The organism is Flavobacterium sp., assembly GCF_039595935.1.
Taxonomy (GTDB): domain Bacteria; phylum Bacteroidota; class Bacteroidia; order Flavobacteriales; family Flavobacteriaceae; genus Flavobacterium.
Window position 1 is genome coordinate 1,221,295 of sequence record NZ_JBCNKR010000006.1, and the last position, 13,393, is coordinate 1,234,687.

Below are 13,393 nucleotides of genomic sequence, written 5' to 3' on the forward strand. Positions count from 1 at the left end.
TACCACAAATATGATTGACTTTTTTCTTAATAGTTATAAAAATACTCCCTTATGGCATATTGCTTTGGAGTTTCTGGTATTTGTTTTTGGTATTTTAAGTGTTTGGCTGGCTAAAAAAGAAAATATTTGGGTGTATCCAACTGGTTTAATTGCAACAGTAATTTCTGTATATCTTTTATACATTGCAGGTTATATTGGCGATATGATTATCAATGGATATTTCTCAATTATGAGTATTTATGGCTGGTATGTATGGGCAAAAGGAGGAACGGTAGAAGATAATCTGCCAATTACCCGCACAACTTTTAATGAAAAAATAATTGGAGTTTTATTGTTTTTCGTAACCATTTTCGTAGTTTTCGGGATTTATAAATATTTCGATTACAAAATACACAATGACAATTATGTCGATATGATATCGTCTGGGATCTTTTTTGCAGGAATGTGGTACATGGCAAGGAAAAAAATCGAAAACTGGACACTTTGGATTATCGGTGATATTATTGTAGTGCCGCTTTATGCTTATAGAGGCTTAGGGATGCTGTCACTTCAATATTTAATTTTTACAATTTTAGCTATTTCAGCTTATTTAGAATGGAGAAAAATCTTAGACAGCAAAAAACAACCATCATAAAAATTGCTTTATTTGGCCCTGAAAGTACAGGTAAAACAACTTTAGCAAAACAGCTTGCAGAATATTATGAAACCGAATGGGTTCCGGAATTTGCACGCGACTATCTACAGCAAAAATGGGAGGAAAATCAGCATATTTGTACTGCCGATGATATGATGCCTATTGCTTACGGGCAAACTGCATTAGAAAATGAGAAACTCGCCCAAGCCAATAAATATTTATTTTGCGATACCAATTTAATGGTAACCAAAGTTTTCTCTGAAGTATATTACGGTTTTTGCGATCCGCTTTTAAACGAAGCGGCATTAGAACATAATTATGATTTGTTTTTTCTAACGGATATTGATGTTCCCTGGGAAAAAGATGATATTAGAGATACTCCAGAAGGAAGAGAAACCGTATTTTCTGTCTTCAAACAAACTTTAATAGATACTAAAAAGCCTTTCATAACACTTTCAGGAGATAAAGAAAGCCGTTTGGCAAAAGCTACAATGATTGTTGATGCTTTGGCAGTTTTAAAAGAAAAAGGATTATCGTCTGAGGATTTTGTAGAAATCTATAATCATGGTATTCCGTTTGAAAATATTGTAAAACAATTAGAAATATTTAAAAACGGAATTGCAAAAAGTAATTTAATAAGTCCGGCAACAATCAACAACGGAATTTTAAGTTTATCTGAGGCTGATTTTCAAGAAAAAGCATCATTTTTTGATAATCAGAAAGAAGAATTAAAAATCAAAAAATTTGTTCCTGCTTCTGGTGCGGCAACCAGAATGTTCAAGTTTCTGACTGCTTTTTTAAATGATTTTGACATAGAAAAAGAAACTATAAATGCTTATATCAACAGAAAAAATGATAAAGAACTTGCCATTTTTATTATCGGCATGGATAAGTTTCCTTTTTTTGAAACAGTTTATGAAAAGCTAAAAGAAATATATCCTGATTTTGATGCTCTCGAAAGAGATTACAAGAACTATTATTTTATAAAATTATTATTATCTCAGGATTATTATAATTCAGCAAACAAACCAAAAGCGGTTTTACCTTTCCATTTATATAAAACACATATTGCAAATCCTATTGAGGAACATTTGAATGAATGTGTGCATTATGCGACATCAAAAAAAGTTTCAAATCTGCATTTTACCGTTTCAGAAATTCATCAGGAATTATTTGAAAAGGCAATTGATGAGGTAAAAGAAAAAATTGAAGAAGAATCCGGAACTAAAATTAATATAGGATATTCTTATCAAAATAAAAGTACAGATTCAATCAATGTAGATACAAAAAACAATATTGTTAGAAGTACAAATGGCAATTTGGTTTTTAGACCAGGCGGACACGGTGCTTTAATTGAAAATTTAAACAATCTGGAATCAGATATTATTTTTATAAAAAATATAGACAATGTAATTCAAAATCACATTGATAAAATCACGTTATACAAGAAAGCTTTAGGCGGAATTTTAATCGAAGTACAGCAAAAAGTATTTCATTATTTAAATGCTATTGAAAAGCAGCAGATAAAAGAAAATAATCTTGCAGAAATTGTGGAGTTTTTAATGCAAAAACTGAACGTTAAACTCACTAAAGACTTTAATAAATTTACTTTTGAAAATAAAATTGTAAAAATTAAAGAGCTTCTGGATCGACCAATTCGAGTTTGTGGAATGGTGAAAAATGAAGGAGAACCAGGCGGAGGACCGTTTTGGGTAATGAATGAAAAAGGTGAAATTTCTCTGCAGATTGTAGAAACCTCACAGGTTGATTTAACAAATAAAAATCAAGTTCAGATATTAGAAGAAGCGACCCATTTTAATCCGGTTGATTTAGTTTGCGGAATTAAAAATTACAAGGGAGAAAAGTTTGATTTAAAACAATTTGTAGATCAAAAATCAGGTTTTATTGTAGAAAAAAGTGTTGAAGGCAGACCAGTAAAAAGCTATGAACTTCCGGGATTATGGAACGGATCAATGTCTAACTGGTTAACTGTTTTTGTTGCCGTTCCGTTGATTACTTTCAATCCGGTAAAAACGGTAAATGATTTATTAAAACCGGCGCATCAGCCTCAATAATGGATGTAGAGAAAATCATATCAGAGTTAAGTTTTAAAGCGGTTAGAAGTAGCGGAGCTGGAGGACAAAATGTAAATAAAGTTTCGTCGAAAGTCGTTTTAACTTTTGATTTAAACGCATCGCAGGCTTTATCTGAAGAAGAAAAACTCTTATTGCAAAGTAATATTTCTGCTCGTTTAACTTCTGAAAATATTCTAATTTTAAATTGTGACGAAGACCGTAGTCAGCTTAAAAACAAAGAAATTGTTACTAAAAGATTTTTAGAAATCATTAAAAAAGGATTATACGTTTCGAAAGTCAGAAAAGCAACAAAAGTTCCAAAATCTGTAATTAAAAAAAGAATTAAAGACAAAAAGAATATTTCTGATTTAAAACAATCGAGGAGAAAACCAAATATAGATTAAATTTCAATTTTTAAATTCCAAATTCCAAAAACAGATCTTCTCTGAATTGATTTTGGAATTTGGAATTTCTTTTTTGGAGTTTTAAATTTTTTAACATTACCTTTGCACTGTCTCAAAGGGGTGCTCTAAATAACGAGCTGAGATCATACCCAAAGAACCTGAGCGAGTAATGTTGCTAAGGGAAAAAACGACAATTTCGAGCGTGCACACTTTACTTTGTCGTGAAACACATTTATTAATTTAACAAAAGAATAATTCCCCCTTTTATTCGTAATTTTTTACGAATGAAAACACTTTTTAAAGTTACAAAGTTACAAAGTTACAAAGTTGCAAAGCTGAGTAACAAATCCAATTTCTTTCTTCTTTCTTCTTTCTTCTTCACACTAGTCTCTATTGCGCAAGAACAGGATTCAACTAAAGTAAATCAACTTGATGATGTTTTAGTTTCTGCGGTTCGTGTTACATCTAAAACTCCGGTTACTTTTAGTAATATGGATAAAAAAGAAATTAAATACAGAAATCTCGGTCAGGATATTCCGGTTTTAATGAACTATCTGCCATCAGTAGTAACAACTTCTGATGCTGGAGGCGGAATTGGTTATACCGGAATCAGAGTCCGCGGAAGCGATGCTACAAGGGTAAACGTTACCATAAACGGAATTCCATATAATGACGCTGAAAGTCAGGGAACTTTTTGGGTAAATATGCCTGATTTTGCTTCATCAGTAGAAAGTCTGCAATTACAACGCGGAGTAGGAACTTCCACAAATGGTTCTGGTGCTTTTGGAGCAAGTTTAAATATGCTTACTGATAGTTATGCGTCTAAACCAACTGGAGAAGTTTCAGGTTCATTTGGAAGTTTTAATTCTCAAAAAGAAACAGTAAAATTTAGTACTGGTTTGCTAAATGATCATTTTGAATTGGCAGGACGTCTTTCAACAATTAAATCTGATGGTTATGTGGATCGTGCCAGCTCAGATTTGAAATCGTATTTTTTACAAGGAACTTATGTTGGAAAAACGACTTTAATCAAAGCTTTGGTTTTTGGCGGAACCGAAAAAACATACCAATCATGGAACGGAATTGATGCAGAAACTCTAAATTCAGACCGTACTTTTAATTCTGCCGGGATGTACACAGACGAAGCAGGAAATGTACGTTTTTACGATAATGAAACAGATAATTATCAGCAAGATCATTATCAGTTACACTGGAGTGAATCATGGTCTGATAAATGGAGTTCTAATTTAGCTTTTCATTATACAAAAGGAAAAGGATACTACGAAAATTATAAAGAAGATGCCGATATGGCCGATTATAATTTAAATCCGGTTGGAGCGATTACTACAACTGATTTAGTCCGTCAGAAATGGTTAGATAATGATTTCTACGGAACCACTTTTTCTTTAAAATATAAAGAAGAAAAACTAGATGTGATTTTCGGTGGAGGCTGGAATAAATACGAAGGCGATCATTACGGAAAAGTAATTTGGGCAAGATATGCATCACAATCTGAACTGGGAGATCATTATTACGATGATTTTTCAACCAAAACAGATGGGAATATTTTCGCAAAAGCAAATTATCAGTTAACCGAGAAATTGAGTTTCTACGGAGATTTACAATACAGAAGAGTCGAATATAAAGCAAACAGTCCGGAAACAGGTTTGGTAGACGATACGTTTAATTTCTTTAATCCAAAAGCGGGTTTAAACTTCGAAATCAATCAAAAAAACACACTTTATTTCTCGTACGCCCGTGCGAATCGTGAGCCAAACAGAACCGATTATGAAGGCGGAAATGTAAAACCTGAAAAATTAAATGATTTTGAATTAGGCTGGAGATTTAATTCAGAGAAATTTCAATTGAATTCTAACTTCTATTACATGGGCTATAAAGACCAGCTTATTTTAACGGGAAGATTAGATGATGTTGGTGCACCAATTCGTTCTAATACTGATAAAAGTTACCGTTTAGGGTTTGAAGTTGATGCGACGATTTCGCTTTCAGAAAAACTCATACTTCGACCAAACTTTACATTAAGCAGTAATAAAAATGTTGATCTGGCTGGTGAAGGACAAAACTACGGAACAACAAAAATTGCATATTCTCCGGAAGTTATTGCAGGAAATATAATCGTGTACAGCCCAATTAAGAGTTTACATATTTCATTATTACAGAAATATGTTGGCGAACAATACATGAACAATATCGAATTGCCAGAAGCAAAACTGGCTGATTATTTTGTAAACGATTTGAATGTTTCTTTTGAAATTAAACCAAAATCGATTTTCAAATCAATTATGATAACTGGTTTGGTAAATAATATTCTGGATAAAAAATATGTTTCAAACGGAGCTATGTGGGATATTTATCCATACTATTATCCGCAGGCAGGAATTAATTTCTTAGCCGGATTAACATTAAAATTCTAAAATAAAAAAGCCTGAAAATTTAAACTTTCAGGCTTTTTTATTTTAATTGTAAACGTGAATCACAGTTCCGGTTACTTGTACTCGATATTGTTTTAAAGGATATTCTTTATTTCCCAGTCCGGTAAATAAACTATAAGAAGTTTTATCGCAAGAACAAACCGCATTTATACCATCAACAGTCATTGCCACGCAAGAGCTTATTTCCTGATTTGGGCAGGCAGCATCATAAGCATTATAGGTGTTTCCTGCATTAAAAATAATAATTCCCTTAGCTCCGTAATTAGGAACAATAACGCCGTTACTTACAAATTTTAAATTAGAATAAGCCGGCAGATTCATATCTACAGACAAATTAACATTGTAATTAGGAATGTAAGGATTGTTATTACTGCGTTCACCGTCTCCACAAGAGAAAAAAACAGAAACTACGAGGATTAAGAGCCAGAATTTTTTCATTATTTTAATAAGAATTAGTTAAACAAAAATAATTTATTTAGATTTGATTTTTATATGATTAACATATAATTATGTACTATTAAAAATAATAGTATATTTGTAATACAAAATCCCGTCCCGATGGGATTTTTTCTATTTATGTAAACGATGAAGTTATGAGTAAAGTATCTTATTACACCGCTGAAGGGTTAAAAAAGTTAAAAGATGAATTGGAGCATTTAAAGAGTGTAATGCGTCCAAAGGCATCTCAAGATATAGCAGACGCAAGAGATAAAGGCGATTTGTCTGAAAATGCCGAATATGATGCTGCAAAAGAAGCGCAGGGTTTATTAGAAATGAGAATTGCTAAACTTGAAGAGGTTTATGCAAACGCAAGATTAATTGACGAATCGCAATTAGATGTTTCTAAAGTTTTGGTTCTTTCTAATGTAAAGATTAAAAACCAAAGCAACGGAATGGAAATGAAATATACACTTGTTGCAGAAAGTGAAGCCGATTTGAAAACTGGAAAAATTTCGGTAACATCTCCTATTGGTAAAGGATTACTAGGAAAATCTGTTGGTGAAGTTGCAGAAATTACAGTACCTAACGGAACTTTAAAATTTGAAATTCTTGAAATAACAAGAGAGTAAATTTTCTATAGTTTAATCGGTTAATTGTTTAACCGTTAAATCGATTAAACGATTAAACAAATAAACGAATAAATCATGAGTTCAATATTTACTAAAATAGTAAACGGAGAAATTCCGGCATATAAAATTGCTGAAGATGAGAATTTTTTAGCATTTTTAGATGTAAATCCAAACGCTAAGGGACACACGCTTTGTATTCCGAAACAAGAAATCGATAAGATTTTTGATATGGATGAAGAACTGTATCTGGGTTTGATGAAATTCTCAAAAAAGATTGCTGCAGCTCTTGAAAAAACAGTTCCTTGCAAAAGAATCGGAATTGCAGTTGTAGGTCTTGAAGTTCCTCATGCACATGTACATTTGATTCCTTTAAACCACATGGATGAAATGCGTTTTCAAAACAAAGTTTCATTGACAAAAGAAGAATTTGAATCTTTAGCAAAAGATATTCAGTCTAATCTTTAAGAGATAAAAAAAATAAAAACACCAATTCAAAACTTGAGTTGGTGTTTTTTTATGCAGAAATTTTAAGCAGGATCAACAATTTTATAGCTGATTTGAAAAGTAGTTCCTTTTCCAATTTCAGAATGAAGAACCTTAATATTTCCGTTGTGGTACTCTTCGACAATTCGTTTCGTTAAAGAAAGTCCCAATCCCCAGCCGCGTTTTTTGGTTGTAAAGCCGGGTTCAAAAATAGTTTTAAATTGTTTTTTAGAAATGCCGCTTCCGGAATCCTTCACATTTATTTTTACATGATGCGAATCCTGCTCAATCTGAAGTTCTAAGCTTCCTTTTCCTTTCATGGCGTCAATCGCATTTTTGACTAAATTTTCGATAGTCCAGCTGTGAAGCGTAGGATTAATTAAAGCAAAAACAAGCTGTTCTGGAATTTTATACGAAAAAGTAACCTGTTTAGAAAAACGAGATTGCAGATATTCGTAAGTATTCAGAGTTTCAGTAACAATGTTATGAGGTTCTAAAACAGGAACAGAACCAATTTTAGAGAAACGATCTGTAATAGTCTGCAATCGTTCTATATCTTTTTCAATTTCTAAAGTTATAGAGGGATCAATTTCTTCTGTTTTTAAAATTTCGACCCAGCCGATTAACGAAGATAAAGGAGTTCCGATTTGATGTGCTGTTTCCTTTGCCATTCCGGCCCACAATTTATTTTGGGTTGCCATTTTGGTGCTTTTGTAAAAATTATAAATCAAAGCACCACACAAAAATATAATCAGCAATAAAGCAACAGGATAGTATTTAAGCTTATTAAGCAAAGCCGAATTTCCGTAATACATTTGTTGAAATTTTCCCGGAGCATATTCAATTATAATCGGATCATTTTCACTTTTCAAATTGTTTAAAAAAGCAATTGATTCTTTTTTGTCATTAATAATATGATCCGGAACATTTACAGAATTTATAATTTTGTCATACATCACAAGCATTACCGGAACAGAAGTATTGTTGTTTATAATTTCAAGAGGTAAATCCAGATCAGTATTTTCATCTGAATTGACGATTTTCTTTTGTGCATTTGCCCAAAGATTCATTTTTAAACGCTGTTCATTTTTGAAAATTTGGAAAAAAGTATAAGTATTCCAAAGAATCAAAGTAATGATAGAAAAGGAAATAAGAATTATGACCCAGCGAGATGTATTTCTACTTTCAGAAAAACGCATAAATTAATTTTTGAGGTATAAATATAACGAAATAAACACATTTTATATTTTAAGCCGTTATAAAAGATTTTTTGTTTTAATCTTCTAAAACTATTTCCTGAATTCAGCGATTTCTATATTTTTGTATGACCGAAATGAGGTTCGGTTAAACAGAAAAATTATGATTAGCATCAATCCAAAAGAGATAGCAACAGCAAAACTGCAGGGTTATCTTCAAAGTGCAGTCGGCCCAAGACCGATAGCATTTGCAAGTACAATCAGCGAAAAAGGAATTCCAAATTTATCACCTTTCAGCTTCTTTAATGTTTTTAGTGCTAATCCGCCAATTTTGGTTTTTTCACCCTCAAGACGTGTTCGCGACAATACGGTAAAACATACTTTGATTAATGCCGAAGCCACAAAAGAAGTTGTAATTAATGTTGTTAATTATGATATCGTACAGCAGACTTCATTGGCAAGTACAGAATATGGCGAAGGAGTAAATGAATTTATAAAAGCCGGTTTAACCCAGGTTCCGTCAGATTTTGTAAAACCGTATCGGGTAAAGGAATCTCCTGTACAGTTTGAATGCAAAGTAACGCAGATTATTCCGTTAGGAACAGAAGGCGGAGCAGGAAATTTAATTTTGTGTGAAGTTGTAAAAATACACATTCACGAAGCTATTTTGGATGAAAATGGAGCGATCGATCAACACAAAATAGATTTAGTTTCGAGATTAGGGGCAAATTGGTATTCAAGATCAAAGGAAGGACTTTTTGAAGTGCCAAAACCACTGACAACTTTAGGCGTTGGAGTAGATGCAATTCCAAATTTTGCCAAAGAAAGCAATGTTTTTGATGGAAATGATTTAGGCAAATTAGGTAATATCGAAGCCTTGCCTACAACAGAAGAAGTTAGTATATTTGTGAAAGAAAATTTTTCTGTAAAAGGAGTTTTAAGCTCAGATGATCAGGAAAAAATCCACTTAGAGGCCAAAAAATATCTCAATAAAGATGATGTCGAATCGGCCTGGAAAGTGCTTTTAGCTAAAAAATAAGAATAGAAACAAATAATTAATTATAGACGAAGATGGAAGTTATAGGAAAAGTAAAAGTCGTTAATCCTGAGCAGCAAGTTAGTGCTTCATTCAAAAAAAGAGAATTAGTAGTAACTACAGATGAGCAGTATCCGCAGCACATTTTAATCGAATTTACACAAGATAAATGCGATTTATTGAGCAGCTATAAACAAGGAGAGGCAGTAAAAGTTTCTATCAATTTAAGAGGAAGAGAATGGGTTAATCCGCAAGGAGAAACAAGATATTTTAATAGTATTCAAGGTTGGAGAATCGAAAGATTAGCTCCGGAAGGACCTGCTCAGACGCCTTCAGTGCCGGCAGCAGAAGCTTTTGCTCCAGCTACAAATTTAAACGAAGACGAACCAGACGATTTACCGTTCTAAGAGTTTAAAATTCAAATTATAAATTCCAAATTCCAATTCATTTATTTGATTTGGGATTTGGAATTTTTTGTCTTAAGCTCAGGCATAAAGTTTGTCCTTGCAGCAAAACATATTTTTGTCAAAGTTTAAAACTTTGACAAAGATTCTCCAAGATTGAGAAATTTTGGAATTTGGAATTTCAAAAAATGATTATTTACGATGTATTTTATATTCGATAATTTATATTTTCCGCCAGTAACAGAAGCCGATGACGAAGGTATTTTGGCAGTTGGAGGTGATTTGAGTCCGGAAAGGCTGAAATTAGCTTACAACAACGGAATTTTTCCATGGTTTAACGAAGGCGAATCTATTCTTTGGTGGGCGCCGGATCCTCGTATGGTTTTATTTCTTGACGAATTAAATGTTTCGAAAAGCATGCGTAATATTCTCAATCGAAATATTTTTACAGTTACTTTCAATACCCGTTTTAAAGATGTAATTTTAAATTGCCAGCAAATACTGCGCGATGGTCAGGACGGAACATGGATTTCTGACGAAATGATCGAATCGTATTGCGAACTCCACAATCAGGGAATTGCAAAATCAGTTGAGGTTTGGCAGGATGAGGTTTTGGTAGGAGGGTTATATGGCGTCGATTTGGGACATGTTTTTTGTGGAGAAAGTATGTTTTCTAAAGTATCAAATGCATCAAAAGCAGGGTTTATACATTTGGTAAATCATTTAAAAAAAGAGAACTATAAATTATTAGATTGCCAGGTTTACAATCCACATTTAGATAGTTTGGGCTGTCGTGAAATTGACCGTGATGAGTTTATGTCTATTTTAAAAAGTAAATAAAATGAGCACAGTTTACGTTGTAAAGGAAATTTATATTTACCCGATAAAAAGTCTGGCAGGAATCAGCTGTCAATCTGCTTTTGCAGAAGAAATGGGATTTGAAAATGATCGCAGATGGATGCTCATTGATGCTGAAAACCAAATGCTCACCCAAAGAGAACATCGCATGATGAGTCAGTTTTATCCGCAAATCTCAGATGGAAAAATCAGCATAACTTTTCAGGATCAAAAACATGAATTTTCTATCGATGAACATTTGGAAAACCCAATAAAAGTAAATGTTTGGGATGATAAAAGTGAAGTTGTTGAGGTAAATCAAGAAACTTCAAAATGGTTCACTGAACATTTAGGTTTTGAATGTAAACTGGTTAAAATTATAAAAAACGGAGACCGTAAACATGAAAGTTCAAGATTGAAAGAAACTTTCAATGTAAGCCTGGCAGATGGTTATCCTTATTTATTAATTGGCTCGAAAAGCCTGGATTTTTTGAATGATAAATTGGATGAAAAAATTACCATAAAAAGATTTCGTCCAAACATTGTCGTAAGTACCAAAAATCCTCATGAAGAAGATGATTTTAAGACTTTTGAAATAGGAGGAGTCCAGTTTAAAAACGTAAAACCTTGTGGAAGATGCGTTATGGTTAATAATGATCCTGAAAACGGCCGCTTAAAAAAAGAACCTCTAAAAACGCTGAGTACATACAGAAACGTAGACAATTCGGTTTTGTTTGGAACTAATATCGTGAGTTTAAATTCTGGAAACATTAAGGTTGGAGATACGCTTGTTTTTTAGAAATTAAGTTTTGTAAAATTCCAGTTTAGCGTATTGTAAAGAATTAATTCGTTTTTAAGAGTAGGCAATTCTAAAATTAATTTAAGCGTTTCGTGTGCCATCATATTTCCAATTATTCCTGGCAGAGTTCCTAAAACACCATTCAAATTACAATTCGGAACATCTTTGGGGTCTGGCATTTCTGGAAACAAATCTCTAAGGTTTTTACTTCCGTTATGATTAAAAACCGCTATTTGTCCTTCAAATTTTAATATGCTTCCGTAAACTAAAGGTTTTTGAAGCGCAACACAAGTATCATTTACTAAATAACGTGTAGAAAAATTATCAGAGCCATCTACAATAATGTCGTATTGCTGAATAATCTTTGAAGCATTTTCAACAGTTAGTTTTTCATTGATGGCAACAGCTTCAATAAGCGGATTTAGTTTTGAAACGACTTCTTTTGCTACAATCGATTTTTGTTTTCCTATTTCATTTTCAGTATACAAAATCTGTCTGTGAAGATTATGAATTTCAATAGTGTCAAAATCCATGATTCCAATAAAACCAACTCCTGCAGTTGCGATGTATTGTAAAATAGGGCAGCCCAAACCGCCTGCTCCAATAACTAAAACGCGGGCTTTTTTTAGTTTTTCCTGTCCTTCATCACCAATTTCCGGAAGAATAGTTTGTCTGTTATAGCGAAGGAATTCTTTTATGATACTCATTTCTGGAATTTTAGATTTTAGATTGTTGATTTTAGATTTGATCTGGAGTTTATAATTTTAGATTGAGGAAAAGCAGATAAAAAAATCTGAAATCTAAACTCTAAAATCTGAAATAAAGCTTTTGCTCCAATCTTTCCAAACAGGTTCATAGCCTGCATTTTTTATGATTTTTGAAATTTCATCTGCAGAGCGTTCATCGCTGATTTCGAATTGTTCCAAAGACTGCGGATCTACGACATAACCGCCCGGATTTGTTTTAGAACCGGCACTCATACTCGTAACGCCAATTGGAATAATATTGTTTCTGAATTTTTCATTCTCTCTCGTTGAAATAGAAATTTCTAAATCTTCATTCCATATACGATAAGCACAAATAAGCTGTGTTAGATCTTTATCATCCATAATAAAATTGGGTTCAATAATACCTTCAGCCGGGCGAAGACGCGGAAATGAAACGGAATATTTTGTCTGCCAGTATTTTTTCTGAAGATAATCTAAATGCAAAGCGTTGAAAAAACTGTCGGTTCGCCAGTCTTCTAAACCTAGTAAAACCCCCAAACCAATTTTATGAATTCCCGCTGAGCCAATTCTGTCGGGAGTTTCCAATCGATAATCAAAGTTTGATTTTTTACCTTTGGTATGATATTTTTTGTAAACTTCCTGATGGTATGTTTCCTGATAAACTAAAACCGAATATACTCCGGCGTTATGCAAACGTTCGTAATCTTCTCTAGAAAGTGGCTGAACTTCAACTGAAATAATAGAAAAATCGTTTTTAATTAAATTAATAGCATTCAGGAAATAATTAATATTTACAGTATAATTCGCTTCGCCTGTAACCAATAAAACATGATCAAAACCAGTATTTTTTAAAGCTTCAACTTCTAGTTTTATTTCTGCATCAGTCAAGGTTTTTCGTTTGATTTTATTGTCAAGACTAAATCCGCAATATGTACAGATGTTTTGACATTCATTGCTTAAATAAAGCGGTGCATACATCTGGATAGTTTTCCCGAAACGTTTTTTGGTGATTTCATGGCATTTTTGTGCCATTTGTTCTAAATAATTTTGTGCAATAGGCGAAATCAAAATCAAAAAATCATCGAGATTGTATTTGGTTTTTGCTAAAGTTCTCTCGACATCTTTTGATGTGGTTTGGTATATTTTGGATTGAATAGTATCCCAATTATATTGCTCAAAAATTGATTTGAATGTTTTCATTTAGATTGTTTTTATTTCACGCAGATTTTGCAGATTTAGGCAGATTAAAATTGATTTTTATTTGTTGATATTCT

14 protein-coding genes are annotated in these 13,393 nt (G+C 32.7%); 10 read left to right on the plus strand and 4 right to left on the minus strand.

Annotated features, from left to right (window positions below; translation table 11 throughout):
* The first annotated feature begins 10 nt into the window (after positions 1-10).
* The 4 genes from pnuC (at position 11) to ABDW27_RS15120 (ending at position 5,548) form a co-directional block, all read left to right on the plus strand.
* Positions 11-634 (plus strand): nicotinamide riboside transporter PnuC, encoded by a 624-nt coding sequence (gene pnuC / locus ABDW27_RS15105; protein WP_343696658.1) that lies wholly within the window; start codon positions 11-13, stop codon positions 632-634.
* Positions 595-2,709 carry a DUF4301 family protein gene (locus tag ABDW27_RS15110; protein WP_343696659.1) on the plus strand — a complete coding sequence of 705 codons (2,115 nt, stop codon included), beginning with the start codon at positions 595-597 and terminating at the stop codon, positions 2,707-2,709. The genes pnuC and ABDW27_RS15110 overlap by 40 nt, the downstream gene beginning before the upstream one ends.
* Entirely contained in the window at positions 2,709-3,113 is a 405-nt protein-coding gene (gene arfB, locus ABDW27_RS15115) for an alternative ribosome rescue aminoacyl-tRNA hydrolase ArfB (RefSeq protein WP_343696660.1), read from the plus strand. Before ABDW27_RS15110 ends, arfB begins: the two co-directional genes overlap by 1 nt.
* A 284-nt stretch (positions 3,114-3,397) precedes the next feature.
* Positions 3,398-5,548, plus strand: coding sequence for a TonB-dependent receptor (locus tag ABDW27_RS15120; RefSeq protein WP_343696661.1), 2,151 nt, complete (start codon positions 3,398-3,400; stop codon positions 5,546-5,548).
* A 42-nt stretch (positions 5,549-5,590) separates the two neighbouring features.
* On the opposite strand, the gene ABDW27_RS15125 is transcribed toward ABDW27_RS15120, so the two are convergent.
* Complete coding sequence (locus tag ABDW27_RS15125) at positions 5,591-6,004, minus strand: hypothetical protein (protein ID WP_343696662.1); 414 nt, start codon at positions 6,002-6,004, stop codon at positions 5,591-5,593.
* A 155-nt stretch (positions 6,005-6,159) separates the two neighbouring features.
* On the opposite strand from ABDW27_RS15125, the gene greA reads away from it, so the two are divergent.
* The gene (gene greA, locus ABDW27_RS15130) at positions 6,160-6,636 is read left to right on the plus strand and encodes a transcription elongation factor GreA (protein ID WP_073412755.1); all 477 of its coding nucleotides are present in this window, start codon (positions 6,160-6,162) and stop codon (positions 6,634-6,636) included.
* A 75-nt stretch (positions 6,637-6,711) separates the two neighbouring features.
* The gene (locus ABDW27_RS15135) at positions 6,712-7,101 is read left to right on the plus strand and encodes an HIT family protein (protein WP_343696663.1); all 390 of its coding nucleotides are present in this window, start codon (positions 6,712-6,714) and stop codon (positions 7,099-7,101) included.
* 62 nt (positions 7,102-7,163) lie between these two features.
* Here the strand turns inward: ABDW27_RS15135 and ABDW27_RS15140 are convergent, their stop codons facing one another.
* Positions 7,164-8,318, minus strand: a complete 1,155-nt coding sequence (locus ABDW27_RS15140; RefSeq protein WP_343696664.1) for a HAMP domain-containing sensor histidine kinase — start codon at positions 8,316-8,318, stop codon at positions 7,164-7,166.
* A gap of 160 nt (positions 8,319-8,478) precedes the next feature.
* On the opposite strand from ABDW27_RS15140, the gene ABDW27_RS15145 reads away from it, so the two are divergent.
* From ABDW27_RS15145 to ABDW27_RS15160, 4 genes are all read left to right on the plus strand, one after another.
* Positions 8,479-9,354 carry a flavin reductase family protein gene (locus tag ABDW27_RS15145; protein ID WP_343696665.1) on the plus strand — a complete coding sequence of 292 codons (876 nt, stop codon included), beginning with the start codon at positions 8,479-8,481 and terminating at the stop codon, positions 9,352-9,354.
* Positions 9,355-9,386: 32 nt separating this feature from the next.
* Positions 9,387-9,758: a DUF3127 domain-containing protein gene (locus tag ABDW27_RS15150; RefSeq protein WP_057121274.1), complete on the plus strand. Its 372-nt coding sequence runs from the start codon at positions 9,387-9,389 to the stop codon at positions 9,756-9,758.
* 198 nt (positions 9,759-9,956) lie between these two features.
* Complete coding sequence (gene aat, locus ABDW27_RS15155; RefSeq protein ID WP_343696666.1) at positions 9,957-10,595, plus strand: leucyl/phenylalanyl-tRNA--protein transferase; 639 nt, start codon at positions 9,957-9,959, stop codon at positions 10,593-10,595.
* 1 nt (position 10,596) lies between these two features.
* The gene (locus ABDW27_RS15160) at positions 10,597-11,391 is read left to right on the plus strand and encodes an MOSC N-terminal beta barrel domain-containing protein (RefSeq protein WP_343696667.1); all 795 of its coding nucleotides are present in this window, start codon (positions 10,597-10,599) and stop codon (positions 11,389-11,391) included.
* Here the strand turns inward: ABDW27_RS15160 and ABDW27_RS15165 are convergent.
* Complete coding sequence (locus ABDW27_RS15165; RefSeq protein ID WP_343696668.1) at positions 11,388-12,098, minus strand: HesA/MoeB/ThiF family protein; 711 nt, start codon at positions 12,096-12,098, stop codon at positions 11,388-11,390. The two genes, ABDW27_RS15160 and ABDW27_RS15165, sit on opposite strands and share 4 nt — an antisense overlap.
* 93 nt (positions 12,099-12,191) lie before the next feature.
* On the minus strand, positions 12,192-13,319 hold the full coding sequence (gene thiH, locus ABDW27_RS15170; protein ID WP_343696669.1) for a 2-iminoacetate synthase ThiH: 1,128 nt from the start codon (positions 13,317-13,319) through the stop codon (positions 12,192-12,194).
* Between the last annotated feature and the right edge of the window lie 74 nt (positions 13,320-13,393).

Excerpts from the sequence above, each read along its gene's own strand:
- pnuC (WP_343696658.1), top strand. The coding sequence starts at position 11 with ATGATTGACTTTTTTCTTAATAGTTATAAAAATACTCCCTTATGGCAT.
- ABDW27_RS15110 (WP_343696659.1), top strand. The coding sequence starts at position 595 with ATGGAGAAAAATCTTAGACAGCAAAAAACAACCATCATAAAAATTGCT.
- arfB (WP_343696660.1), top strand. The coding sequence starts at position 2,709 with ATGGATGTAGAGAAAATCATATCAGAGTTAAGTTTTAAAGCGGTTAGA.
- ABDW27_RS15120 (WP_343696661.1), top strand. The coding sequence starts at position 3,398 with ATGAAAACACTTTTTAAAGTTACAAAGTTACAAAGTTACAAAGTTGCA.
- ABDW27_RS15125 (WP_343696662.1), bottom strand. The coding sequence starts at position 6,004 with ATGAAAAAATTCTGGCTCTTAATCCTCGTAGTTTCTGTTTTTTTCTCT.
- greA (WP_073412755.1), top strand. The coding sequence starts at position 6,160 with ATGAGTAAAGTATCTTATTACACCGCTGAAGGGTTAAAAAAGTTAAAA.
- ABDW27_RS15135 (WP_343696663.1), top strand. The coding sequence starts at position 6,712 with ATGAGTTCAATATTTACTAAAATAGTAAACGGAGAAATTCCGGCATAT.
- ABDW27_RS15140 (WP_343696664.1), bottom strand. The coding sequence starts at position 8,318 with ATGCGTTTTTCTGAAAGTAGAAATACATCTCGCTGGGTCATAATTCTT.
- ABDW27_RS15145 (WP_343696665.1), top strand. The coding sequence starts at position 8,479 with ATGATTAGCATCAATCCAAAAGAGATAGCAACAGCAAAACTGCAGGGT.
- ABDW27_RS15150 (WP_057121274.1), top strand. The coding sequence starts at position 9,387 with ATGGAAGTTATAGGAAAAGTAAAAGTCGTTAATCCTGAGCAGCAAGTT.
- aat (WP_343696666.1), top strand. The coding sequence starts at position 9,957 with ATGTATTTTATATTCGATAATTTATATTTTCCGCCAGTAACAGAAGCC.
- ABDW27_RS15160 (WP_343696667.1), top strand. The coding sequence starts at position 10,597 with ATGAGCACAGTTTACGTTGTAAAGGAAATTTATATTTACCCGATAAAA.
- ABDW27_RS15165 (WP_343696668.1), bottom strand. The coding sequence starts at position 12,098 with ATGAGTATCATAAAAGAATTCCTTCGCTATAACAGACAAACTATTCTT.
- thiH (WP_343696669.1), bottom strand. The coding sequence starts at position 13,319 with ATGAAAACATTCAAATCAATTTTTGAGCAATATAATTGGGATACTATT.